We start from the raw sequence: 21,105 nt of genomic DNA on the forward strand, positions 1-21,105 counted from the left end.
AGAACCCCTCGATGTCGCTGCTGCATATCGCGCACGCCGAGGACTGGCGTTCGGCGATATCGGGCGGGGAGTACCGAGTCTCGACCCGCGGGGCGTCGCTCGATGAGGTGGGTTTCATCCACGCCTCCACTTCGGCGCAGGTCGCCGGGGTGGCCGGCTTCGCATACGCGGGCGATCAGGAGCCGCTGGTCGTGCTCGTCATCGATGACGCGGCGGTGCGCGATGCGGGAATCGCTGTGCGCTACCAGGACGCCGGTAACGGCACCCTGTATCCGCACATCTTCGGCGCCGTGCGCGCAGAGTTCGTCACGGAGGTGCGGGAGGCCGCGTTCGTCGACGGGCGGTTCTGCTGGCTGCGAAGCGAGGGACAGGTGAGTTTCGAGGGCACCATCGTGGAGACGGATGTCGCGGGCGCCGTCGCCGCGGAGCACGCGCTGCTCGATCCGGCCGTGCGCGCCGATCGCGCGGCGGTGGACAGGCTGCTCGCGCCGGGATTCACCGAGATCGGGAGTTCGGGGCGGCTGTGGCAGCGCGGCGAGGTCCTGGCCCTTGATTCTCTGGGGGCGCCCGGCGGGATCGCGACATCCGAGGGATTCGTCGTGAGCGGTCTCGAGGCCAGGGTGCCCGCCGCCCGCCTCGTGCTGCTCAGCTACGTTGCGACCCAGGCGGGGAACGTCACCCTCCGGTCGTCGCTGTGGCGCTCCACGCGCCATGGCTGGCAGATCGAGTTCCACCAGGGCACCCTGGCCTGACTTCCTCTGTCGCGTTCCGATCAGGCCGAGCCGAAGGTGTCCCGGAAGCGTTGGAACTGCTGGAGCACCTCTTCGTCGGGAGCGAGGCTCTCTGCGGTTTCGGGAGCGCCGGAAGAGCCGAGTCCGCGCACCTCCTCGTGTAGTCGTTCCATGTCGGCGTCGAGGCGGCTCGCGGTGTCGGCGGCCTCCTTGAGGCCGGCGAGCAGATCATCCGGAACCTCGTCGTCGTACTTGTAGAAGATCTTGTGCTCGAGGCTCGCCCAGAAGTCCATGGCGATCGTGCGGATCTGGATCTCGACGTAGACCGGCACCACCCCGTCCGACAGGAAGACCGGCACTTCCACGATCGCGTGAAGGCTCTTGTAGCCGTTCGGCTTCGGGTTCGCGATGTAGTCCTTGACCGCAACGACACGGATGTCATTCTGGCTCGCCAGCATCTCGAACACCCGGTAGGTGTCCGAAACGAAGCTGCAGGTGATGCGGATGCCCGCGATGTCGGTGATCGCCTCGCGGATGGAGTCGAAGTCGGGCTCGATCCCCTTGCGCTGGATCTTCGCGACGATGCTCTCTGGCGATTTGAGGCGCGAGGAGACATGCTCGATGGGGTTGTAGTCGTGCAGCTGGCCGAATTCCTCGCGCAGGATCGTGATCTTGGTCGTGACCTCGTCGATGCCGAACTTGTAGCGCATCATGAAGCGCGTGAAGTCTTCTCGCAGCTGTTTGAGGCCGGTGAGGGTGGGCCCTACCGCTAGAACGTCGTCAGTTGTGCTCACCCCGACAGCCTAGGAGGCTCCCATCGGAGAACGCTTTGCAGGGCGCAAGTGACTCCCGGGGGAGTAGGTCACTCGTCCGAAGCGAGGACGGCGGCGCACGCGGCGAGGTCGCTGCGGAATCGGCTGCGACGTTTCTCGGGAACGGCGTCGAGCATCCGCTTCTCCACCGAGCGGGCGACCGCATTCGCGGAGTTCAGGCGTTCGCGACCCGCGGCGGTGAGCTTCGTGGGGAGTGCGCGGCCAAGCGGAGCCACATCGGGGCGGGTGACGAGCCCGCGATCCTGAAGGCCGCGCAACACCAGGTTCATCGACTGGCGGCTCACGAACGCTCCGCGGGCGAGGTCGGAGCTCGAGAGGCCGGGGCTTCGTCCGAGCAATTCGAGGCAGGAGTGCTGCGCGGCGGTGAGGTCGAGGGGACGCAGCGCCTCGGCCATCGCGCCCCGCAGCGACGCCGCCGCGTGTCGAAGGACGTAGGTGAGCGCCTCATCGAGCACACCGACCTGTGCAGCGTCGGCAGCGGCCTTCTTCGATGCCGCCTTGTCGGGAGCAGTCTTGGCCGAGGTCGACTTGCCGATGCTCTCGTTCTTCGATTTCTTGCCGTGTTTCGCCATGTCAGTAGTGTGACACCGCGACCCGGTCCAGGCTAGAGGGCACGGACGGCGGGATCAGTCGGTTTCGGCTAGAAGCTCGCGAACACGCGGGGCCACGACGGTGCCGAAGAGCTCGATGCTCGACATCAGCTTTTCGTGCGAGAGGGTGCCGTTGGAGTACTTGAGGTCGAAGCGGTCCAGCCCGAGCACGCGGGCCGTCGAAGCGATCTTCTGCGCGACCGTCTCGGGGGATCCGACGTAGAGCGAGCCGGTGTCGGCCTCGTTCTCGAAGGACTCGCGACTCATCGGCCCCCAGCCACGCTCCTTGCCGATCCGGCTCATCATCTCGGAGTGGTGCGGCCAGAGTTCCTCGCGCGCCTGCTCGTCCGTCTCGGCGATGTGGCCGGGCGAGTGAACTCCGATTTTCGGGGTCGGCTGCTCGAACTGGGCCAGCGCGCGGTGGAACAGGTCAACGTAAGGCGCGAAACGAGCGGGCTCCCCACCGATGATCGCGAGCATGAGGTTGAAGCCGTAGCGGGCGGTTCGCACCACCGATTCGGGGCTGCCGCCCACGCCGATCCAGGTCGGCAGAAGACCGTTCTCCACTGTCGGGTAGACCGATTTGTCGACGACGTCGGAGCGGGTGCTGCCCGTCCAGTTCACCGGTTGTTGCTGCCGCACGGCGGCGAACAATTCGAGCTTTTCCTCGAAGAGACGCTCGTAGTCGGCGAGGTCGAGTCCGAAGAGGGGGAACGACTCGGTGAACGACCCGCGACCGAGGATCACCTCCGCCCGTCCGTTCGAGATGCCGTCGAGAGTCGCGAAGCGCTGGAAGACCCGGATGGGGTCGTCTGATGACAGCACGGTGACAGCGGTGCCCACATGGATGCGCTCGGTCTGCGCGGCAATGGCCGCGAGCACGACCTCGGGCGCAGAGACGGCGAAGTCCTTGCGGTGATGTTCACCGACGCCGATGTAGTCGAGTCCGACCCGGTCGGCGAGTACGCCCTGGGCCACGAGGTTGCGCAGCACCTTGGCGTAGGGCACCGGGGTGCCGTCGGCTTCATTGGTCACGTCACCGAAAGTGTCGAGTCCGAGTTCCAGTTGGCTGGCCATCTGTGTTTCTCCCAGTTCAATGTCTATGCGTTTGCATGTGGTAGCAACGGCGACCCCGGCGCCGATATTCCCCCGGTGCATACACTGGCACGATGGCAGGCTACGCGCGCGGGGAAGTACCGCACTCCGAGTACCGCGACGATGCCGGCGCAGTCATCCCGTACGGCTCTCGTTGGAGTGTTGACGGGCCTCCCGATGACTCCTACAGCCGGGTGAGCAACCCCCAGCGCTTCGAGCCGCTTCAGGGGATCGCTCGGCGGCTCATCACACATCTCGTTCGGGAATATGCCCTCGACGCGGCATCCGACCCGTCGTTCGTCTCCGATTTCAGCCATCCTTCGGGGGTCGGTGAGCTGGTGCGGTTGGTGCCGACCGATCCGTCGGCCGCCCGACTCACCTTCGGATTCACGAGCCTGCCCGGCGTGTTACTTGCTGCCGGCGCACTGCATCAGTTCAGTTTTCCGCCGTGTGGCTGTGATGCCTGCGACGAGGACGTGACTACCCAGATCGACCTGCTCGAGGAGACGGTCTTCGCCGTTGTCGAGGGCGACTTCCGGGAATGGGTCTCTGGTGACGATGTGGGCTTCGCATTGAGGTTCGACGGGGGATCGAGCTCCGGAGCGACCCCGGCGAGCGACTTCCCGCCTGAACGGCTGGCTGCAGTGCCCCGCGAGGGCGCCGGCTGGCTCCCCTGGCCCAGCCGCCCCTAGCCTCCGAGCAGCGCGAGGCATCGCTCGAGGCGGGCGTGCCACCACGCCTCGCGCTCGGCATCTGCCGCATACCGATCGAGCAGTGCGGCATCCGGAGTGACCCGGCGCACGTTCACCAGCCCGCCCTCGGCCACGAGGGACTCGGCGGTGATGTCGGAGGCGAGCAGGCTCACCGTCGCGAGTCCGCAGTCGTAGGCCAGTTCGGGGATGGCGGCGGCGAGGTGCGCTCCCATCGCGATGCCGACCGAGGTCTCGAGGGCACTCGAGACGACGACGGGAAGGCGCGCGGCATCCACGATCCGCAGTGCGGCGCGGATGCCCCCGAGCGGCTGCGCCTTGATCACGAGCAGGTCGGCCGCCTTCGCCGTCGCGACCTCGAGTGGATCGTCCGCCTTGCGCACGCTCTCGTCGGCGGCGATCGGCAGCCCCATGTACTTGACGCGCTTGCGGATGTCGGCGAGCTCGTCCACCGTGGCGCAGGGTTGTTCCACGTACTCGAGGTCGCTCGGCGCGAGGGCGTGGATCGCGTGCTCCGCCTCATCCACGTTCCAGCCGCCGTTCGCATCGAGGCGGATGCGTCCCTCCGGTCCGAGATAGTCGCGCACGGCGACCACCCGGGCCACATCGTCGGCCAACTGCTGTCCGGGCTCGGCCACCTTGACCTTGACGGTGCGGCAACCGGGGAACCGGTCGAGGATCTCCGCCACCGCGTCGGGCGCCACCGCGGGGAGGGTGGCATTCACCCGGATCTGGCTGCGAAAGAGTGCCGGCGCCGCCTCCCAGCCGAAGTCGATGGCTCCTGCGAGCCACACGGATGCCTCGGCGTCACCGTATTCGAGGAACGGCGAGAATTCGGTCCATCCCGCCGGACCCTCGAACAGCATCACCTCGCGACTCTCGATGCCACGGAATCGCTGGCGCAGCGGCAGTGTCACGACGCGCGCGGAGGAGAGCATGTCTGGCAGCGATGGCAACATGTTCCCAGTCTGTCGTAGTGGGGCTGTGTGCCGCATGCTGACCGGCCGCAGGTGGGAGAACCCTCCGTGTCTGCCGCCGGGGCTTGCGCCGACCACCGGAGTGCGGAAGCGTGGCCACCTTCCATTCGCACAATCGAAAGGACCACCATGCTTACACTCACCGATTCGGCCACCTCCGTCGTCAAGACGATCATCGAGCGCACCCCCGATGTTTCCGATGCCGCCCTCCGTATCAGCGCGTCAGAGGCCGGGGCCACCGACCTCTCGCTCGCCGTCGCCACCCAGGCCGAGCCGACCGACACCGTGATCGAGAACGCCGGCGCGAAGGTGTTCATCGAGCAGAACGCCGCCCTCGTGCTCGACGACAAGGTGCTCGACGCCCAGATCGACGATGAGGGATCGGTACGCTTCTCCATCGACGTGCAGAAGTAACGCCCCGCTCCATCACCCGACGAGCCTCGGCTCGGTCGGGCTCGATTACCCTGAAGGCATGTCACTCGACTCGGTGCAGCTCTCTGGCGAACCGGGCCCGTCCGCCCCTCGGGTCGCACCGCGGCGGATCCGACGGCTCGGCTCGGCGTCGTTCCTCATCGCGGTTCTCGGCGTCGCCCTCGAAGTGATCGCGATCGTCATCGGCAGCGGCGGCGGCTGGGTCGCCGCGACCGTGCTCGCATGGGTCGTGATCGGCCTCTTCGCCCTGGCTTTCGCGCTCGGGCTACTGGCGATTCTGACCCGCAACGGCAGGCGTTTCGGCCTCGCCGCAGCGATCCTCGGCCTGGTGGCCAATCCGCTCACGCTCGTGGGTGTCTTCGGCCTTCTCGGGGCGAACTAATGTCCCGGCCGCTGCGAATCGTGCCAGCCGACGATCCCGCCACGGTGCTCGCCGCCCTGCGCGAGGCACTTGCGGGCGGGCCGGCGATCCTGCCAGGAAACCCCCGCAGTCCGGTGCCGTCCGAGGTGGAACAGCGCGTAGCCGTCGTGATCGAGACGAGCGGCTCGACCGGCGAGCCGAAGCGTGTGGCGCTGGGCGCCGATGCCCTGCTGGCCAGTGCCGCGGCATCCGAATCGTCCCTCGGCGGGCCGGGGCAGTGGCTCCTTGCGTTGCCCGCCCATTACATCGCGGGTATCAACGTGCTCACGCGATCCCTCGCCGCCGATGCCGAGCCGGTCTACTTCGGCACGGGGCACTTCGATGCCGCAGCCTTCGCCGAAGCGTCGCTCGAGTTGAATTCCGCGCTGCGGTTCACCTCGCTCGTGCCCGCCCAGCTCGCCAGGCTCGTGGATGCCGCGGACGACGATCTCGACTTGCTCGCCGCCGTGCGCCGCTTCGACCGTATCCTCGTCGGCGGCCAGGCAACGCCGCCCGCGCTGCTCGCACGCGCCATCGAAATCGGCCTGAACGTCACTCGCACTTACGGTTCGAGCGAGACCTCGGGAGGGTGCGTCTACGACGGTATTCCGATCGGGACAGCCGAGGCCCGCATCGTCGACGGACAGGTCGAACTCACGGGTCCGATGCTCGCGGAGGGATATCTCGGTGACCCGGCTGCGACCGACGCTTCGTTCGGGACCCACGACGGCGCGCGCTGGTACCGCACCGGCGACACCGGGGAGATCGTGGACGGTGCCCTTCACGTGACCGGCAGACTCGACAGCGTGATCATCTCCGGTGGCGAAAAAGTGTCGCTCGACGCGGTCGAACGGGTGGTGCGCACGATCGGCGGTCTCGCGGATGCAGTGGTCGTGCGGTCTCCCAGCGCCGAGTGGGGCGAGGTGCCGGTCGTCTTCACGTCCGGGCAGGCGACCCTCGCCGAAGTGAAGGCGATCGTCGTCGCGGCACTGGGGCGGGCATCCGCCCCAGTCGCGCTGGTGAGGGTGGAAAGCGTTCCGCAGCTGGCAAACGGCAAGCCGGACCGCGTAGGCCTAACGGCTTTCGCGGCGACTCGCGGCGGAGGTCGGCGTCCGGTCAAATAAAACGGGCCCGGTCGATGAAAACAGGCCCGGTCGGTAGGATTCGATCCGTGGCTAACGCAGGCAGACCCGTACAGAAGCGCATCGATCCCCGCAGCGTCGGCAAGAGCAGCGCGGGCAAGAGCAGTGTCGGCACGAGCGGCGCAGGCACGAGCAGCGCAGGCAGGACCAGCACGGGCAAGACGGGCGGCCGTCCCGGCGGCAAGTCGCCCCGCGTGGTCGTGCGCAAGGCGACGGCCCGCGACTGGATCGGCGGCGCGCGCGTGCGCACGCTGCCGCTCGCTATCGCCCCGGTCGCGCTCGGCACCGGTGCCGCCCACCTTCTCTCGGACGGCGGCTGGCACTGGGTGCGGGCACTGCTCGCCCTCGCTGTGGCCGTCGCACTGCAGATCGGCGTCAACTTCGCCAACGACTATTCCGACGGCGTGCGCGGCACCGACAAGAACCGTGTCGGGCCGTCCCGGCTCACCGGATCCGGTGCGGCCAAACCGCGCACGGTGCTCATCGTGGCGCTGGTCTTCTTCGGCCTCGGCGGCCTCGCCGGGCTGGCGCTCTCCCTACTGAGCGGGTTCTATTGGCTTCTCGCCATCGGGGCTGTCTGCATCGTCGCTGCCTACTTCTACACCGGCGGCAAGCGGCCGTACGGCTACAACGGTCTCGGTGAGGTCTTCGTGTTCGTCTTTTTCGGACTCGTCGCCACCCTCGGCACCACGTTCACCCAGGTGGGCACGGTCAACATCGAGAGCGTGCTCGGTGGGGTGGCCGCCGGTTTCTTCGCCTGCGCGGTGCTGATGGTCAACAACATCCGCGACATCAGCCAGGACACGCTGTCGGGGAAGCGCACTCTCGCCGTCATCGTCGGCAGCCGCGCCGCCCGCATCCTGTTCGCGGTGTTCGTGGCCGTGCCGTACCTCATCCTCGTCTTCTTCTCGCTCTTCTATGTGAAGGCGCCGCTGGTGTACTTCTCGCTGCTCTCCGGCCTTCCGGCGATCGTGATCACCCTCACGGGCAAGACCGCGCCGGAGTTCATCCTCGCGCTCAAACTGACGAGCTTCACGGCCCTGGTTTTCGGCCTGGCGCTCGCGGCGGCGATCGCCTTCTAGGCGATACCGGTGCGGCGGATGCGATCAGCGCGGCTCTTCGAACCGGTCGAGTGCCTCGTTCTCGAGCTCGTTGTCGCGGTCCCTGTCTTTGTTGTCGCGCAGGTGGCCGATGCTGATCGACACGGCCTCCCGTTGTTTGCGCAGGAAGATGTACGACACGCAGAAGCCGATGATGGCGGCTCCGATGGCTGCGACGAACACGTTGATGCCCACGAGCAGGAGAACCGCGAGCGCCACGGCGAAAGTGCCCACCCTGATGAGGGAGAAGACGATCCACTGGCGCGAGTACACGGAAATCAGTCTAGGCACGTGTGCCTGAAAGCTCGTCCGCTCCATGCAGGATCCCGGCTTAGAATCTGCACATGGCTCGGCTCTCAGTGATACTCACAGTTCTATTCGTGGCATTCACGATCTTCTCTTTCATCGACTGCATCCGCACGGAGGAGTCGCGTGTCCGAGCGCTGCCGAAGATCCTCTGGGCGGTGCTGATCGTGATCGTGACGCCCTTCGGCGGCATCCTCTGGTTCGCGCTCGGCAAGGAGCGATCGGGCCGCGCGCCCGTCGCGGCCACCGGCGGGGGAGGCTCGAAGGCTCCGGATGACGACCCGGAGTTCCTGCGCCAGCTCGGTGCCGACAAGCAGCGCGATGAGCGCATCCGTGAGCTCGAAGCGCGCCTGGCCGAGCTCGACGACGACCAGAACAACTCGACCGAAAAGTGAGCACCCCGGCCACGGGCGCGGTGCCTGTCGGCAACCCGGCGACGGACTTCTCCGTCGCCATGCTCGGTGAACTCATCTCTCGCGGCGTCCGCGATATCGTGCTGTGCCCCGGGTCCCGGTCGCAGGCTCTCGCGCTGGCCGCGGCCGCCTGGGAACGGGATGCCCGGGTGCGCCTCCGGGTGCGCATCGACGAACGGGTCGCCGGGTTTCTCGCACTCGGCATCGCGGTCGAGACCCGCCGGCCGGTTGTCGTCATCACGACCTCCGGCACCGCGGTGGCCAACCTGCACCCCGCCGTGCTCGAAGCGCACCACTCCGGCGTTGCGCTCATCCTGGTGACGGCGGATCGTCCGCTGGAGCTCCGCGGGATCGGTTCCAATCAGACCACTGACCAACCCGGCATCTTCGGCAGCGCCGTCGGCTGGGTGCGGGATGTCGCGCCGCCCGTCGATTCGGCGGGCGCGGTGTCGCTCGCCGCCGAGGCGTACGCGGCAGCATTCTTCACGCCCGGCCCGGTGCAGCTCAACCTCTCGTTCCGGGAGCCGTTGTCGGGACCTGTCGGCGTGCTCCCGCCGCTGCATCCCGCCGCCCGGGTCGATCCGCCGGCCTCATCGCCTGTGCGCGTGATCCGTGCAGCCCCCCGCACCGTGGTCATCGCGGGCCACGATGCCGGGCCGGAGGCCGAGACCTTCGCGCGATCGCTCGGGGTGCCGCTTCTCGCCGAGGTCTCGAGTGGCGCCCGGTTCGGGCCAAACCTCGTCGTCGCTTACCAGCGGTTGCTGGACGACGCGGAATTCGGGCCCAGAATCGAGCGGGTGGTCGTGTTCGGTCATCCCACGCTCAGCCGTCAGGTGCCCGCCCTTCTCAGCCGACCGGATGTCGTGGTGCACATCGTGCGCGGGGTCACCGCGGACGCCTACAACCCCGGCCATCGCGCGGCGACCATCGATGGGGCGGTCGTCGCTGAGGGTGCGCCCGACGAGTCGCCGGAGGGCAGGGCATGGCTCGGCAGCTGGGTGCATGCCAGTCGCGGCATACTCTCGGCCGACCTCCCTGTCGCGCCGGCTGCTGATCCGCACGGGAGCGCCAGCGAGCGACCGGGGGACTTCGCTCGCGAGCAGCTCGCCGTGTTCCGCGAGCCGGTGACTCGGCGGATGCTCGTCGAGGCCGTGTGGCGCGTGACCTGGCCGCATGACCGGCTGGTGCTCGGGGCATCCCGACTCATCCGCGAAGCGGACGCCTGGGTGCCGGGCAAGAAGATCACCGTCTACGCCAACCGCGGACTGGCCGGCATCGACGGCACGATCGCGACGGGCATCGGCATCGGCCTGGCGAGCCAGGATGCAGAGGGCGGGAGCTCCGCCGGGATCACGCGTGTGCTGGTGGGCGACCTCACCGCGCTCTACGACGTCGGTGCTCTGCTCTTCGGCGGCGGCGAGACGAGGCCGCGCATCCAGGTGATCGTGGGAAACGACGGGGGCGGCACGATCTTCGACGGTCTGGAGGTGGCGGGCACCGCCCCCGCGGACTCCTTCGACCGGGTGCAGTACACGCCTCAGTCCGTGGACTTGCGCTCGCTCGCCGCCGCCTATGGGTGGGACTACCGGGTGGCGCGCAACCGCGGGGAACTGGATGAGGCGCTCGCGGCATCCGAGACTCCGACTCTCGTCGAGGTGCCGCTGCCTCGGTGAGGCCTTCGGCTGCGCACCGCACCGGTCGCTAAATTCCGCTCCGCGAGTACCATCTGGCCTATGGCGAAAACTGTGTGGACCGAAGACCCTGGCGCGCTCCTCAAGGTGGGACCGGGCTTCTCTCTCGCCGGCGTCGATTCGTCGTCGACACCGGGCATCGAGGGCGGCAAGGCCGGGGGCGAGGCACTGCTCGAGAAGGGGCGCGCCGAGCTCGGCGAGCTTCAGGAGCGGCTGTGGGCCGAGAGCCGGTTCGGCGGCACCCGTTCGGTGCTGCTGGTGCTCCAGGCGATGGATACCGCCGGCAAGGGCGGCATCGTCAAGCACGTGGTCGGTGGGGTCGATCCGCAAGGCGTCAAGGTGTATGGCTTCAAGAAGCCGACGAAGGAGGAGCTCTCGCACGATTTCCTCTGGCGCGTACGCAACCAGCTTCCGACGCCCGGCCTCCTCGGCGTCTTCGATCGTTCGCATTACGAAGACGTGCTCATCGCCCGCGTTCGCAGTCTCGCGGAGCCGAGCGTGATCGAGCAGCGCTACGGCCTCATCAACGAGTTCGAGAAGCAGGTGGTCGACAGCGGCACCACCATCGTCAAGGTGATGCTGCACATCAGCCCGGATGAGCAGAAGGCACGTCTCGCGGCCCGCCTCGCCGACCCGCAGAAACACTGGAAGTTCAACCCCGGCGATCTCGACGAGCGGGCATTCTGGCCGCAATACCAGGAGGCCTACCAGGCCGCGTTCGAGAAGACCTCGACGGCGGATGCCCCGTGGTTCGTGATCCCCGCCGATCGCAAGTGGTACGCCCGGGTGGCGGTGCAGCACCTGCTGCTCGACGCGCTGCGCGGGCTGCACCTCACCTGGCCCGTCGCGGAGTATGACGTCGCGGAGCAGACGGCGCGGCTCGCCGACGCCTGACCTCAGTCGAGCGCCTCCACGATCGGCCGGAACTTCATCCGTGTCTCGAGCAACTCCCGCTCCGGCACCGACTCGGCGACGATGCCCGCACCGGCATATGCCGTAACGCCGCCGTCGGAGGCGAACTGGGCGCTCCGCAGCGCCACCGCCCATTCGCCGTCGCCGTCCGCTCCCACCCAGCCCACCGGTCCGGCGTAGCGTCCGCGGTCGAATGGCTCGAGTTCGCCGATGATCCGCAGTGCGTCCGCGGTCGGCGTGCCGGCGACCGCGGCGGTGGGATGCAGCGAGTCGATGAGGTCCAGCGACGTCGATCCGTCGATGAGGTCACCCTCGATGTCGCTGGCGAGATGCCAGACGTTCGGCAGTTTGAGGGTGAAGGGCATCTCGCTCGCCATGACGTTGGGGCTGTGGGACCGCAGCGACGCGAGCACGTTCTGCACGGCGTAGCGGTGCTCGTCCTGGTCTTTGGTGGAGGTGGCGAGGGCGGTGGCGGCCTCTTCGTCCGAGGCGGCATCGACCCCGCGGGCCGCACTGCCGGCGAGCACCCGAGCGGTCACCGATCCGGCATCGACGGTCACGAGGGTCTCCGGGCTCGATCCGATGAAGCCGTCGACGGCGAAGGTCCAGCAGTCGGGGTAGCCGACGGCGAGCACGTCGATCATCCGTCGGATGTCTGCACCCGGCGGCAGCTGCCCCACGAGCTCGCGGGCGAGCACTACCTTGCTCACCTCCCGGGAGCGGATGCGCCCGACAGCCGCGGCCACCGAATCCCGGTAGTCGGCGCCGGGAACAGTGCCCGGGTGGAGGTCCACGTGATACCGCGGGCCGTAGGGCGCCAGCGGGGGAATGACGAGCGGCTCGAGCTCACCGACGGAGATCCGCGTCACCCAGCTCTGCCCCTTGTCCCGGCCGATGATGAAGGACGGCACGATCAGCACGCTCGACGTCGCCGAACTGTCCGAGAAGGCGAAGGTGCCGAAGGCGAGCAGTCCGCTGCCGGTCTGAGCGAGCGGATCGGTCACCGTCGCGGCCGCGGCGATCCGCTGCCAGGCGACCGCCGCATCCCGCATACGATCGGGGCCGCAGAACTCGAGCCGCAGGGCCTCGCCGAGCCCGACGAGACCGAACCCGCGACGCATCCAGAGCAGCGGATGCCCCGCCTCCAGTAGCGGCACCAACGGGCCGAGATCGGCCGTAACGGTGGTCTCCACGGTGAGCGACGGCACCACGGCGCCGTCATCGAGGGGCGCGGGAGCGGTCACCCGGCCAACACTAGCCGGGCACTGCTGGGAGCTGCCGCAGATGCACCGGGACGCACAGAAACGCTGAACTAGACTTATCGACGTGGCAAAGGCAGATCTGACTAAGCAACCCAAAGAGGTCGCCGAGATGTTCGACGGGGTCGCGAAGCATTACGACCGCACGAACGACGTCCTGTCGATGGGCAACTCCTTCATTTGGCGTATCGCGACCACCCGGGCCGTCGCGCCCGTGGCGGGCGAGCGCATCCTCGACATCGCCGCGGGCACGGGCACGAGTTCTGCCGCGCTCGCCAAGAGCGGCGCCGACGTGGTCGCGGCCGATTTCTCCCCCGGCATGATCGAGGTCGGTCGGCAGAAGCATCCGTCCGTCACCTTCGTCGAAGCGGATGCCATGGACCTGCCGTTTGCCGATGGCGAGTTCGACGCGGTCACCGTGTCCTTCGGCCTGCGCAACGTCGAGAACCCGAAGAGGGCCCTTGCCGAGATGTATCGGGTGCTGAAGCCCGGCGGTCGCCTCGTGATCTGCGAGTTCAGCACCCCGTCCCGCGCCATCTTCCGGGCCGGCTACGGCGCGTACATGCGCTATCTCATGCCCTCGATCGTCGGAGCGGCCAGCTCCAACCCCGAGGCCTACACCTACCTCGCGGATTCCATCCGCGAATGGCCCGACCAGGTGACCCTGAGCCAGTGGATCCGTGGAGCGGGCTTCACCCGGGTGGCGTACCGCAACCTCACCGCGGGTGTCGTCGCACTTCACCGTGGACACAAACCCGCCCGGGTGGTCACCCGCCGCGCACCGCGGAAGACCGCCAGCCCGAAGAAGCCCGTGATCGAGACCGTGACCGACCTCGATGCCACGAGCACCGATGCCTCGACACCTGATGACCGCGCCACCAACCCGGACAGCCCGGCGGCTCCGAAGCCCTAGGGCTTCGTTTCCGCCCTCGACGGTAAGGCCGACCCCGTGACTCCCAGCGCGCCCCTCGCCCGCCGCCGCAATTCTCTCAACTCCGCGCTCGGCCTCGGCGAGAAGCTGTTCTCCTCCGCCAGCGAACGGCGCTTCGCTACAGCCATCGAGGACGGCCTCGACCAGGTCGAGACCGGCCTCCTCGACCAGGTCTCGTTCGCCGACGACCTCGCGGATGCCACGACACGCTACCTCCTCGATGCCGGCGGCAAGCGGGTGCGTCCGACGCTCGCGTTGCTCACCGCCCAACTCGGCACCGGCAACACCCCCGAGGTCGTCATCGCCGCGGAGGCCCTGGAGATCACCCACCTCGCTTCGCTGTACCACGACGACGTGATGGACGAGGCGGGGATGCGGCGCGGGGTGCCGAGCGCCCAGAACGTCTGGGGAAACTCTGTGGCGATCCTCACCGGGGACCTGTTGTTCGCGCGGGCATCCAAGCTCATGTCGGGCCTGGGGGAGCGGGCGATCATGCTCCAGGCCAACACCTTCGAGCGGCTCTGCCTCGGCCAGCTGCACGAGACGATCGGCCCTCGCGACGACGAAGATCCGATCGACCATTACATTCAGGTGCTCGCCGACAAGACCGGGTCCCTCATCGCCGCCGCAGCGGAGATGGGAGTGATCTTCGGCAACGCGCCCGAGGAATACCGCACCCCCGTAAAGGTGTTCGGCGAGAAGATCGGCGTCGCGTTCCAGCTCATCGACGACGTGATCGACCTGGCCGCCGGAGAGGCGGAGACGGGCAAGACTCCCGGAACCGACCTGCGGTCCGGGGTCGCCACGCTCCCTCTTCTCTACCTGCGCGACCTCGCGAAGACAGACCTGGATGCCGCCGACCTGCTCACCCGCATCGAGCGCGACGTGAACGCGGCGCACTATGCGCCAGAGGATCCGGATGAGGCGGAACTGGCGCTCGCGATCGCCGAACTGCGCGGTCACCCGGTGACGACGAAGACCCTCGATGAGGCACGACGCTGGGCGCGGGAAGCGGTCGAGGCGCTCGCGCCGCTGCCTGACGGCCCCGTGAAGAAAGCCCTCACCCGTTTCGCCGAGAGCGTCGTCGAGCGCTCCAACTGATCTCGCGTGCGGGCTGTCGAGCCGGCCGCCTGCCCTGTCCCTGACTGCAGAGGAACCCATGACGAAACTGAGACTCGCCATCGTCGGCGCCGGCCCGGCGGGAATCTATGCCGCCGACATCCTGCTCAAGACGGAGACGCACTTCGACGTGTCGATCGACCTGTTCGAGCAGCTGCCGGCCCCCTACGGGCTGGTGCGCTACGGCGTCGCTCCCGACCATCCGCGAATCAAGGGCATCATCACGGCGCTGCGCGAAGTGCTCGACACCGGGCGTATCCGTCTCTTCGGCAACGTGCTCTACGGCCGGGACATCACCCTCGACGACCTGAAGACCCATTACAACGCGGTGATCTTCTCCACCGGAGCCGTGCGCGATGCCGGCCTCGACATCCCGGGCATCGACCTCGCAGGCAGCTACGGCGCCGCCGACTTCGTGAGCTGGTATGACGGTCACCCTGACGTGCCGCGGGAGTGGCCCCTCGAGGCGAAGGAGGTCGCGGTGATCGGCAACGGCAACGTCGCCCTCGACGTGGCCCGCATCCTGGCAAAGCACGCGGACGATCTGCTGCCCACCGAGATCCCGGCCAATGTCTACGCAGCGCTTGCCGCGTCTCCCGTCACCGACGTGCACGTCTTCGGGCGTCGCGGACCCATGCAGGTGAAGTTCACCCCGCTCGAACTGCGCGAGCTCGGCGAGCTCCCCGACGTCGACATGATCGTGCACGACGAGGACTTCGACTACGACGAGGCCTCGAAGACCGCCATCACGAGCAACAAGCAGGTGTTCGTGATCGACAAGGTCTTCACCCAGTGGCGCGCGCGGGAGGCCGGCACGGCATCCCGGCGCCTGCATCTGCACTTCCACGCCCGCCCGGTGGAGGTCACGGGCGACGGACGGGTCGAGGGATTCCGGTACGAACGTACGGCTCCCGACGGTCAGGGCGGGGTCGTCGGCACCGGTGAGGTGCGCGAGATCCCGGTGCAGGCGGTCTATCGGGCCGTCGGATACTTTGGGTCGCCGCTGCCCGGCATCCCGTTCGACGAGAAGCGCGGTGTCATCCCCAACCGCGAGGGCCAGGTTCTGGATGACTCCGATCGTCCGCTGCCCGGCGTCTACGCCACCGGCTGGATCAAGCGCGGGCCGGTCGGGCTCATCGGCCACACCAAGAGCGATGCGATGGAGACCGTCAAGCACGTGGTGCACGACCAGGCGAACTGGTGGGCACCGGCGCATCCCGAGGAGCAGTCCATCGTGGACCTGCTGCAGGAGCGGGGCGTGGAGTACACAGACCTCGGCGGATGGCATCGGCTCGATGAGCACGAGAAAGCGCTGGGCGAACCGGCTGGCCGGGTGCGCATCAAGGTCGTGCCGCGCGACGAGATGGTGGCGGTATCCCGCGCCGAGGCCTGATTTTCTGCGCTCTCCGTTCCGCGAGTGGGCAGTAGTGGCGCTAACCGCGCGGATATGGCGCCACTTTCGCCCACTCGCGGGGGTGGACCTCGCGCAAGTGAGGCGTGCCTGCCTGAGCCCTACTGCACCGCCGCCGTCAACCGCGCCGTGTTGTCGAGAACTTTCGAGCGCAGCGGCCGCGTGAGCCATTCGTCGAGGGTGAGCTCGGTGCTCTGCTGGCGGTAGCTCTCCTCGACGTCGCGCAGCTGCGCGACGATGTGGCGGCCGTGCACCATGACCGAGATCTCGTAGTTGAGGGTGAACGAGCGCATGTCCATGTTGCTCGACCCGATGACCGCGACATCCTCGTCGATCGTGAAGTGCTTGGCGTGCAACACCGTCGGTGACTCGTACAGCCAGATGCGCACCCCGGCCCGCAGGAGCGCTTCGTAGTAGCTGCGCTGGGCGTGGAAGACCACGGGCTGATCGGCCACGGCGGAGCAGAACAGCTGCACGTCGAGCCCGCGGTAGGCCGCGTTGGTGATGGCGTAGAGCATGGAGTCATCGGGCACGAAATAGGGACTCGTGATGATCACGCGGCGCTGGGCGTTGTACACGAGCGAGTCGAAGAGTCGCAGGTTGTTCTCGAGGTCGAACCCGGGACCGCTCGGCACCACCTGGGCGTCGATCGCATCCACGACCTTCTCGTCGGGGATGCGGTCGGTCTCCCGGATGAGCAGCTCATCCGTCTCGCTGTACCAGTCGGTCACGAAGAGCGCGTTGATGCCCGCGACGATCGGTCCCTCGAACCGCACCATCAGGTCTTTCCACTTCAGACCGCGCCGGATGTTCCCGCGCTTGTTGTAGCTGCGGTCGATCATGTTCTGCGACCCGGTGAACGCGACCGTGCGATCGATCACGAGCAGCTTGCGGTGGTTGCGCAGGTCAGGCCGCTGCCACCGTCCGCGCCAGGGTTGCACCGGCAGCATCAGGTGCCACTTTGCCCCGATGCGCTTGAGGCGACGGATGGTGCGCAGGTATCCGGGAGAGCGGATGGATGCGACGTGGTCGAGCAGCACCCGCACCGTGACGCCGCGCGCCACCGCGGCCTCGAGCGCGTCGAAGAAGGGCTTGGTCGTCGGGTCGTACGCCAGGATGTAGAACTCCGCGTGCACGAAACGCTTCGCCGTGCCGACCGCTTCGGTCATCGCCGTGAGCGACTCCGCATATTCGGTGAAGAGCTTGGCGGTGTTGCCCCCGACCAGCGGCATCGATCCGAGCGTGCGGTTCTGCTCGACGATCGGCTCGAGCCAGGACGGGAAGTCGATCTCCTTCTCCACCCGGTCCATCCCCTCTGTCGTCTCGAGGATGAAGGTGTTGATCTCCAGCTGCTTCTCGCGCCGGCGCTTCGGAAGCCTCGTGCTGCCGAAGAGCAGGAACAGCAGGATGCCGACATACGGGATGAGGAAGATCGCGAGCAGCCAGGCCATCGCCGTCTGCGGCTTGCGGTTCTGCGGCACGACGATGACCGCGATCACCCGGATCGAGATGTCCACCACGAGGGCGATCGTGGCGAAGAGGGAGCTCGCGAAGAAGTTCGCGACGAAAGCGACCACGGGTTCGGGTGGGCCGCAGGCTCAGCGGAAGTTGACGAACTGCAGGTCGATGTCGAGATCGGCACCCTTGAGAAGCGCCATCGTCGACTGCAGGTCGTCGCGGCTCTTCGAGGTGACCCTCAGCTCGTCGCCCTGGATCTGCGCCTTCACGCTCTTGGGTCCTTCGTCGCGGATGAGCTTCGAGACCTTCTTCGCATCCTCGCTCGAGATGCCGTTCTTGAGCGAGACGTCGATGCGGTATTCCTTGCCGGAGGGGTAGGGCTCCCCGGTGTCGAGGCTGCGAAGGGAGATACCGCGCTTGATGAACTTGGCCTCGAGAACTTCGAGCACTGCCTTCACGCGATCCTCGGAGGATGCCTTCAGCAGCAGCTTCTCGCCGCTCCAGTCCACCTCCGCTCCCACATTCTTGAAGTCGTAGCGCTGGGCGATCTCTTTCTGCGCCTGGTGGAGGGCGTTGTCGGCCTCCATCTTGTCGACCTTGCTCACGATGTCAAAAGTTGGGTCAGCCATGCCAGCAGTTTAACGGGCGGCTCAGGCGATGATGGGAGCCGATGTCGATTCTGCGCGTGATCCTGATCTCCGTCGCTGGCCTGGTGGTCACCGCGGCGGTGGTCGGCGCCATCGTCGTCTTCGCCCTGCCGGGTAGCCCACTGCGCGGGCTTCCGGATGCCACTGGCCCGTCGACCCCGCTAGCCCGGTATGCCACCTCCGCACCGGTGACTCCGGCGACGACCCCTGCCGGCCCGGCGCTCTCCGCGCTCGCGGACCCCGCCTGGGTCACGGCGACCGCACGGAAGACCGGCATCCCGCCGCGCGCGCTCGCCGCCTACGCCGGTGTTGCGATCTCGTTCGAGAGCCGCACCTGCGGGATCGGGTGGAACACCCTTGCTGGGATCGGCGAGATCGAGTCCCGGCACGGCACCATCTTCGGGGGCACAATCGCACCCGACGGGAAGGCCACCCCGGCGATCTTCGGGGTGCCGCTGTCGGGCGGTGCCGTGGCGAACATCCCCGACTCCGACAAGGGGGCGATCGACGGCGACGCCACGATCGACCGTGCCGTCGGCCCCATGCAGCTCATCCCGGAGGCGTGGCGCAACTGGCACGCGGACGGCAACGCCGACGGTGTGCAGGATCCGCAGAACATCGACGACGCGACCCTGGCCGCGGCCGGGTATCTCTGCCGCGCGGGGGACAAGGCCCTCGACACCGAGAGCGGCTGGCGGCAGGCGGTGCTCGCGTACAACGGGTCGCAGCAGTACCTTGACGACGTCATCCGCTATTCCACCGGCTACGCCGCCGACGTCAGCCCGGCGAAGTAGCGGTCAGCACGTCGAGCGACGCGCGGTCGACGACCGCACGATCAGCTCGAACGGCAGCGGGGTGTTCGACGAACCAAGCGAGCGGCGGCCGGGGTGCAGCTCGTCCATGAGCAGCTCCACCGCCAGCCGACCCTGCAGCTCGGGAAACTGCGCGACGGTCGTGAGCCCGAAGAACTCGCTGAGCTCGTGGTCGTCGATGCCGATCACCGAGATGTCGGCGGGAACCCGGAGCCCGAGGTCTCGGGCGGCGAGGATCGTGCCGATCGCCATCTCATCGGATGCCGCGAACACCGCGGTCGGCCGCGTGCGCGGGTTGCCGAACAGTTGCTTCGCCGCGGCGTATCCGCCCGGGATAGTGAAGTCTGCCGACTGGAACAGCGAGGGGTCGGCCGAGATACCGGCGGCCACGAGCGCCGCCTCATAGCCCACGCGTCGATTGGTGGGCAGGTGGAAGTCGCGTTCCGAGTCCTGGTCGCCACCGATATGTGCGATCGACACGTGGCCGAGAGCGAGAAGGTGCTCGGTCGCCAGCCGCGCGACGGCCACATCGTCGATGCTGAAGGTGCGCACCCCCACCAGCGGGCCTCCGACGCCGACCACAGGTTTGCCGAGCGCGAGGAGGCCGGCCAGCTCCGAAGGCGTGAGCTCGAGCGAGATCGCGACCACCGCATCCACCCGTTTGCGCAGCAGGAAGTGCTCGAAGACGCTGCGACGTTCCTCGCCGCCCCCACCGAGGTTGTAGAGGGTGAGGTCGTAGCCGTTGCTCAGCAGCGAGCTCTCGGCCCCCTCCAGCACCGAGCTGTAGAACCAGCGGTTGAGGAAGGGGATGACGACCCCGATGTTCTTGGTACGCCCGCTTGCGAGACTCGAGGCATTCGAACTCACGACGTAACCGAGATCGGCGGCGGCGGATGCGACGCGGGCCTTCGTGACTTCGGAGACGTGGCCATTGCCGCTGAGGGCTCGGGACACGGTGGCGGTGGAGACGCCGGCGGCATCCGCCACCTCCTGGATGCCGGCCATGACACCTCCCCTTCGCGCTTCGTCGTGCGACCGACTGAATCCTATGGCCTGGCTGGGGCGGGCCACGATTTCGCCGGGGCCGTTCACCCTGTATCCTTTTATTTGCGCGTTCGACCGGTGGTCGACGCGAATGGCAAGTTACCCAAGTGGCCAAAGGGATCTGACTGTAAATCAGCCGTCTACGACTTCGTGAGTTCGAATCTCGCACTTGCCACATCGCAGCAGCACCGCACGACCGATGGCCCGCCTCGAAACGAGACGGGCCTCTCGTGTTTCGCAAGCACATCAACCGAGAGCCGGATTGTTATGAGCGCCGAGCTGCTCGAGATCGCCCGATCCGTGGCCGTCGAAGCCGGCGCGCTCGCGAGACGGCGCCGATCGGAGGGGGTCGAGGTCGCCGCGAGCAAGTCCTCGACGGAAGACATCGTCACCTTCGCCGACCGGGAGACCGAGTCGTTGATCCGCGGAAGACTGGCCGTGCTGAGACCGGACGACGGATTCTTCGGCGAAGAGAGCGGTGCGGAACCCGGCACCAGCGGGCTTACCTGGGTGGTGGACCCGATCGACGGCACTGTCAACTTCCTCTACGGCTTCCCGCACTACGCCGTGAGCATCGCCGTGGTGGAGGGAGAGCCCGACCCCCTTACCTGGCGCGCGCTCGCCGGGGCGGTGGCCAACCCGGCGAGCGGGGAGACCTTCACGGCACGGCTCGGCGGTGGGGCGTTCCTCGACGGGGCGCCGATCCGGGTGGGGTCGGAGATCGACCTCTCCCAGGCGCTCGTCGGCACCGGATTCGCGTACCTTGCCGACATCCGTTCCGAGCAGGCCGAGGTACTTGTCGGGCTGCTTCACCGGGTGAGGGACATCCGTCGCATGGGGGCGGCCTCCCTCGACCTGTGCGCCGTGGCGTGTGGTCGGCTCGACGCCTACTTCGAGCGTCGCCTGAGCCCCTGGGATCACGCCGCCGGGGCCCTGATCGCCCGCGAAGCCGGCGCGCGGGTCACCGGAATAGACGGCGCACCGCCCTCGCGCGAGCTCGTACTCGCCGCCGAACCGCGACTCGCAGAAGCCCTTGAACTGCTGTTTCAGCAGCTCTGACCGGGGATTCAGGCTGGCCTGCGACCATGGAGC

Annotated in this window: 23 protein-coding genes and 1 tRNA gene; 15 read left to right on the top strand and 9 right to left on the bottom strand. The window is 67.7% G+C overall.

Features of this window, described 5'->3' with window-relative positions:
* Nucleotides 1-11: 11 nt before the first annotated feature.
* The gene (locus ACVXZ4_RS02275) at nt 12-752 is read left to right on the top strand and encodes a DUF952 domain-containing protein (protein ID WP_461796632.1); all 741 of its coding nucleotides are present in this window, start codon (nt 12-14) and stop codon (nt 750-752) included.
* 20 nt (nt 753-772) lie between these two features.
* Here ACVXZ4_RS02275 and ACVXZ4_RS02280 read toward each other — a convergent pair whose 3' ends face one another.
* From ACVXZ4_RS02280 to ACVXZ4_RS02290, 3 genes are all read right to left on the bottom strand, one after another.
* On the bottom strand, nt 773-1,444 hold the full coding sequence (locus ACVXZ4_RS02280) for a GTP pyrophosphokinase (RefSeq protein WP_461798042.1): 672 nt from the start codon (nt 1,442-1,444) through the stop codon (nt 773-775).
* Nucleotides 1,445-1,593: 149 nt separating this feature from the next.
* Nucleotides 1,594-2,136 (bottom strand): MarR family winged helix-turn-helix transcriptional regulator, encoded by a 543-nt coding sequence (locus tag ACVXZ4_RS02285; protein ID WP_461796633.1) that lies wholly within the window; start codon nt 2,134-2,136, stop codon nt 1,594-1,596.
* Between the two features lie 54 nt (nt 2,137-2,190).
* The gene (locus ACVXZ4_RS02290) at nt 2,191-3,231 is read right to left on the bottom strand and encodes an LLM class flavin-dependent oxidoreductase (RefSeq protein ID WP_461796634.1); all 1,041 of its coding nucleotides are present in this window, start codon (nt 3,229-3,231) and stop codon (nt 2,191-2,193) included.
* Between the two features lie 92 nt (nt 3,232-3,323).
* On the opposite strand from ACVXZ4_RS02290, the gene ACVXZ4_RS02295 reads away from it, so the two are divergent.
* Entirely contained in the window at nt 3,324-3,941 is a 618-nt protein-coding gene (locus ACVXZ4_RS02295) for a DUF6226 family protein (protein ID WP_461796635.1), read from the top strand.
* Here the strand turns inward: ACVXZ4_RS02295 and ACVXZ4_RS02300 are convergent.
* Nucleotides 3,938-4,918, bottom strand: coding sequence for an o-succinylbenzoate synthase (locus ACVXZ4_RS02300; protein ID WP_461796636.1), 981 nt, complete (start codon nt 4,916-4,918; stop codon nt 3,938-3,940). The genes ACVXZ4_RS02295 and ACVXZ4_RS02300 overlap by 4 nt on opposite strands.
* Before the next feature lie 147 nt (nt 4,919-5,065).
* Between ACVXZ4_RS02300 and ACVXZ4_RS02305 the strand changes: the two genes are divergently transcribed.
* The 4 genes from ACVXZ4_RS02305 (at nt 5,066) to ACVXZ4_RS02320 (ending at nt 7,992) form a co-directional block, all read left to right on the top strand.
* Nucleotides 5,066-5,350 carry a Fe-S cluster assembly protein HesB gene (locus tag ACVXZ4_RS02305; protein WP_461796637.1) on the top strand — a complete coding sequence of 95 codons (285 nt, stop codon included), beginning with the start codon at nt 5,066-5,068 and terminating at the stop codon, nt 5,348-5,350.
* 58 nt (nt 5,351-5,408) lie between these two features.
* Nucleotides 5,409-5,750, top strand: a complete 342-nt coding sequence (locus tag ACVXZ4_RS02310; protein WP_461796638.1) for a hypothetical protein — start codon at nt 5,409-5,411, stop codon at nt 5,748-5,750.
* A complete protein-coding gene (locus ACVXZ4_RS02315) occupies nt 5,750-6,892 on the top strand; it encodes an AMP-binding protein (protein ID WP_461796639.1) in 1,143 nt (380 codons plus the stop codon). Before ACVXZ4_RS02310 ends, ACVXZ4_RS02315 begins: the two co-directional genes overlap by 1 nt.
* Before the next feature lie 218 nt (nt 6,893-7,110).
* Nucleotides 7,111-7,992: a 1,4-dihydroxy-2-naphthoate polyprenyltransferase gene (locus ACVXZ4_RS02320; protein ID WP_461798043.1), complete on the top strand. Its 882-nt coding sequence runs from the start codon at nt 7,111-7,113 to the stop codon at nt 7,990-7,992.
* 24 nt (nt 7,993-8,016) lie between these two features.
* On the opposite strand, the gene ACVXZ4_RS02325 is transcribed toward ACVXZ4_RS02320, so the two are convergent.
* A complete protein-coding gene (locus ACVXZ4_RS02325; protein ID WP_461796640.1) occupies nt 8,017-8,283 on the bottom strand; it encodes a DUF4229 domain-containing protein in 267 nt (88 codons plus the stop codon).
* A gap of 71 nt (nt 8,284-8,354) precedes the next feature.
* On the opposite strand from ACVXZ4_RS02325, the gene ACVXZ4_RS02330 reads away from it, so the two are divergent.
* Genes ACVXZ4_RS02330 through ACVXZ4_RS02340 form a run of 3 tightly spaced genes read left to right on the top strand, consistent with a single transcriptional unit; the run spans nt 8,355 to nt 11,314 of the window.
* Nucleotides 8,355-8,711, top strand: coding sequence for a PLDc N-terminal domain-containing protein (locus ACVXZ4_RS02330; protein ID WP_461796641.1), 357 nt, complete (start codon nt 8,355-8,357; stop codon nt 8,709-8,711).
* A 59-nt stretch (nt 8,712-8,770) separates the two neighbouring features.
* A complete protein-coding gene (gene menD, locus ACVXZ4_RS02335) occupies nt 8,771-10,402 on the top strand; it encodes a 2-succinyl-5-enolpyruvyl-6-hydroxy-3-cyclohexene-1-carboxylic-acid synthase (RefSeq protein ID WP_461798044.1) in 1,632 nt (543 codons plus the stop codon).
* 60 nt (nt 10,403-10,462) lie between these two features.
* Nucleotides 10,463-11,314 carry a polyphosphate kinase 2 family protein gene (locus ACVXZ4_RS02340; RefSeq protein WP_461796642.1) on the top strand — a complete coding sequence of 284 codons (852 nt, stop codon included), beginning with the start codon at nt 10,463-10,465 and terminating at the stop codon, nt 11,312-11,314.
* 2 nt (nt 11,315-11,316) lie between these two features.
* On the opposite strand, the gene ACVXZ4_RS02345 is transcribed toward ACVXZ4_RS02340, so the two are convergent.
* Nucleotides 11,317-12,576, bottom strand: a complete 1,260-nt coding sequence (locus tag ACVXZ4_RS02345; RefSeq protein ID WP_461796643.1) for an isochorismate synthase — start codon at nt 12,574-12,576, stop codon at nt 11,317-11,319.
* Between the two features lie 127 nt (nt 12,577-12,703).
* On the opposite strand from ACVXZ4_RS02345, the gene ACVXZ4_RS02350 reads away from it, so the two are divergent.
* From ACVXZ4_RS02350 to ACVXZ4_RS02360, 3 genes are read left to right on the top strand one after another with little or no spacing between them, the layout of a single operon-like run.
* The gene (locus ACVXZ4_RS02350) at nt 12,704-13,504 is read left to right on the top strand and encodes a class I SAM-dependent methyltransferase (RefSeq protein WP_461798045.1); all 801 of its coding nucleotides are present in this window, start codon (nt 12,704-12,706) and stop codon (nt 13,502-13,504) included.
* A gap of 36 nt (nt 13,505-13,540) precedes the next feature.
* Nucleotides 13,541-14,623 (top strand): polyprenyl synthetase family protein, encoded by a 1,083-nt coding sequence (locus ACVXZ4_RS02355; protein WP_461796644.1) that lies wholly within the window; start codon nt 13,541-13,543, stop codon nt 14,621-14,623.
* A gap of 58 nt (nt 14,624-14,681) precedes the next feature.
* Nucleotides 14,682-16,034 (top strand): FAD-dependent oxidoreductase, encoded by a 1,353-nt coding sequence (locus ACVXZ4_RS02360; RefSeq protein ID WP_461796645.1) that lies wholly within the window; start codon nt 14,682-14,684, stop codon nt 16,032-16,034.
* Nucleotides 16,035-16,153: 119 nt separating this feature from the next.
* On the opposite strand, the gene cls is transcribed toward ACVXZ4_RS02360, so the two are convergent.
* Both cls and ACVXZ4_RS02370 read right to left on the bottom strand, forming a co-directional pair.
* Nucleotides 16,154-17,629, bottom strand: coding sequence for a cardiolipin synthase (cls, locus tag ACVXZ4_RS02365; RefSeq protein WP_461796646.1), 1,476 nt, complete (start codon nt 17,627-17,629; stop codon nt 16,154-16,156).
* A gap of 21 nt (nt 17,630-17,650) precedes the next feature.
* The gene (locus ACVXZ4_RS02370; RefSeq protein ID WP_461796647.1) at nt 17,651-18,139 is read right to left on the bottom strand and encodes a YajQ family cyclic di-GMP-binding protein; all 489 of its coding nucleotides are present in this window, start codon (nt 18,137-18,139) and stop codon (nt 17,651-17,653) included.
* A gap of 41 nt (nt 18,140-18,180) precedes the next feature.
* Here ACVXZ4_RS02370 and ACVXZ4_RS02375 point away from each other — a divergent pair, with 41 nt between their 5' ends.
* Nucleotides 18,181-18,951, top strand: a complete 771-nt coding sequence (locus ACVXZ4_RS02375; RefSeq protein WP_461796648.1) for a lytic transglycosylase domain-containing protein — start codon at nt 18,181-18,183, stop codon at nt 18,949-18,951.
* 3 nt (nt 18,952-18,954) lie between these two features.
* On the opposite strand, the gene ACVXZ4_RS02380 is transcribed toward ACVXZ4_RS02375, so the two are convergent.
* Nucleotides 18,955-19,974 (bottom strand): LacI family DNA-binding transcriptional regulator, encoded by a 1,020-nt coding sequence (locus ACVXZ4_RS02380; protein ID WP_461796649.1) that lies wholly within the window; start codon nt 19,972-19,974, stop codon nt 18,955-18,957.
* A gap of 132 nt (nt 19,975-20,106) precedes the next feature.
* On the opposite strand from ACVXZ4_RS02380, the gene ACVXZ4_RS02385 reads away from it, so the two are divergent.
* Nucleotides 20,107-20,188, top strand: a tRNA-Tyr gene (locus ACVXZ4_RS02385).
* Nucleotides 20,189-20,280: 92 nt separating this feature from the next.
* Nucleotides 20,281-21,072: an inositol monophosphatase family protein gene (locus ACVXZ4_RS02390; protein WP_461796650.1), complete on the top strand. Its 792-nt coding sequence runs from the start codon at nt 20,281-20,283 to the stop codon at nt 21,070-21,072.
* Nucleotides 21,073-21,105 lie beyond the last annotated feature (33 nt).

This window comes from Lacisediminihabitans sp. FW035 (assembly GCF_054880895.1).

Bases quoted from the DNA above. Each gene is read 5' to 3' on its own strand.
- ACVXZ4_RS02305 (WP_461796637.1), top strand. From the start codon at position 5,066: ATGCTTACACTCACCGATTCGGCCACCTCCGTCGTCAAGACGATCATC.
- ACVXZ4_RS02315 (WP_461796639.1), top strand. From the start codon at position 5,750: ATGTCCCGGCCGCTGCGAATCGTGCCAGCCGACGATCCCGCCACGGTG.
- ACVXZ4_RS02330 (WP_461796641.1), top strand. From the start codon at position 8,355: ATGGCTCGGCTCTCAGTGATACTCACAGTTCTATTCGTGGCATTCACG.
- ACVXZ4_RS02390 (WP_461796650.1), top strand. From the start codon at position 20,281: ATGAGCGCCGAGCTGCTCGAGATCGCCCGATCCGTGGCCGTCGAAGCC.
- ACVXZ4_RS02375 (WP_461796648.1), top strand. From the start codon at position 18,181: ATGTCGATTCTGCGCGTGATCCTGATCTCCGTCGCTGGCCTGGTGGTC.
- ACVXZ4_RS02290 (WP_461796634.1), bottom strand. From the start codon at position 3,231: ATGGCCAGCCAACTGGAACTCGGACTCGACACTTTCGGTGACGTGACC.
- ACVXZ4_RS02310 (WP_461796638.1), top strand. From the start codon at position 5,409: ATGTCACTCGACTCGGTGCAGCTCTCTGGCGAACCGGGCCCGTCCGCC.
- ACVXZ4_RS02360 (WP_461796645.1), top strand. From the start codon at position 14,682: ATGACGAAACTGAGACTCGCCATCGTCGGCGCCGGCCCGGCGGGAATC.
- ACVXZ4_RS02300 (WP_461796636.1), bottom strand. From the start codon at position 4,918: ATGTTGCCATCGCTGCCAGACATGCTCTCCTCCGCGCGCGTCGTGACA.
- ACVXZ4_RS02280 (WP_461798042.1), bottom strand. From the start codon at position 1,444: ATGATGCGCTACAAGTTCGGCATCGACGAGGTCACGACCAAGATCACG.
- ACVXZ4_RS02295 (WP_461796635.1), top strand. From the start codon at position 3,324: ATGGCAGGCTACGCGCGCGGGGAAGTACCGCACTCCGAGTACCGCGAC.
- ACVXZ4_RS02350 (WP_461798045.1), top strand. From the start codon at position 12,704: ATGTTCGACGGGGTCGCGAAGCATTACGACCGCACGAACGACGTCCTG.
- menD (WP_461798044.1), top strand. From the start codon at position 8,771: ATGCTCGGTGAACTCATCTCTCGCGGCGTCCGCGATATCGTGCTGTGC.
- ACVXZ4_RS02340 (WP_461796642.1), top strand. From the start codon at position 10,463: ATGGCGAAAACTGTGTGGACCGAAGACCCTGGCGCGCTCCTCAAGGTG.
- ACVXZ4_RS02370 (WP_461796647.1), bottom strand. From the start codon at position 18,139: ATGGCTGACCCAACTTTTGACATCGTGAGCAAGGTCGACAAGATGGAG.
- ACVXZ4_RS02285 (WP_461796633.1), bottom strand. From the start codon at position 2,136: ATGGCGAAACACGGCAAGAAATCGAAGAACGAGAGCATCGGCAAGTCG.
- ACVXZ4_RS02380 (WP_461796649.1), bottom strand. From the start codon at position 19,974: ATGGCCGGCATCCAGGAGGTGGCGGATGCCGCCGGCGTCTCCACCGCC.
- ACVXZ4_RS02275 (WP_461796632.1), top strand. From the start codon at position 12: ATGTCGCTGCTGCATATCGCGCACGCCGAGGACTGGCGTTCGGCGATA.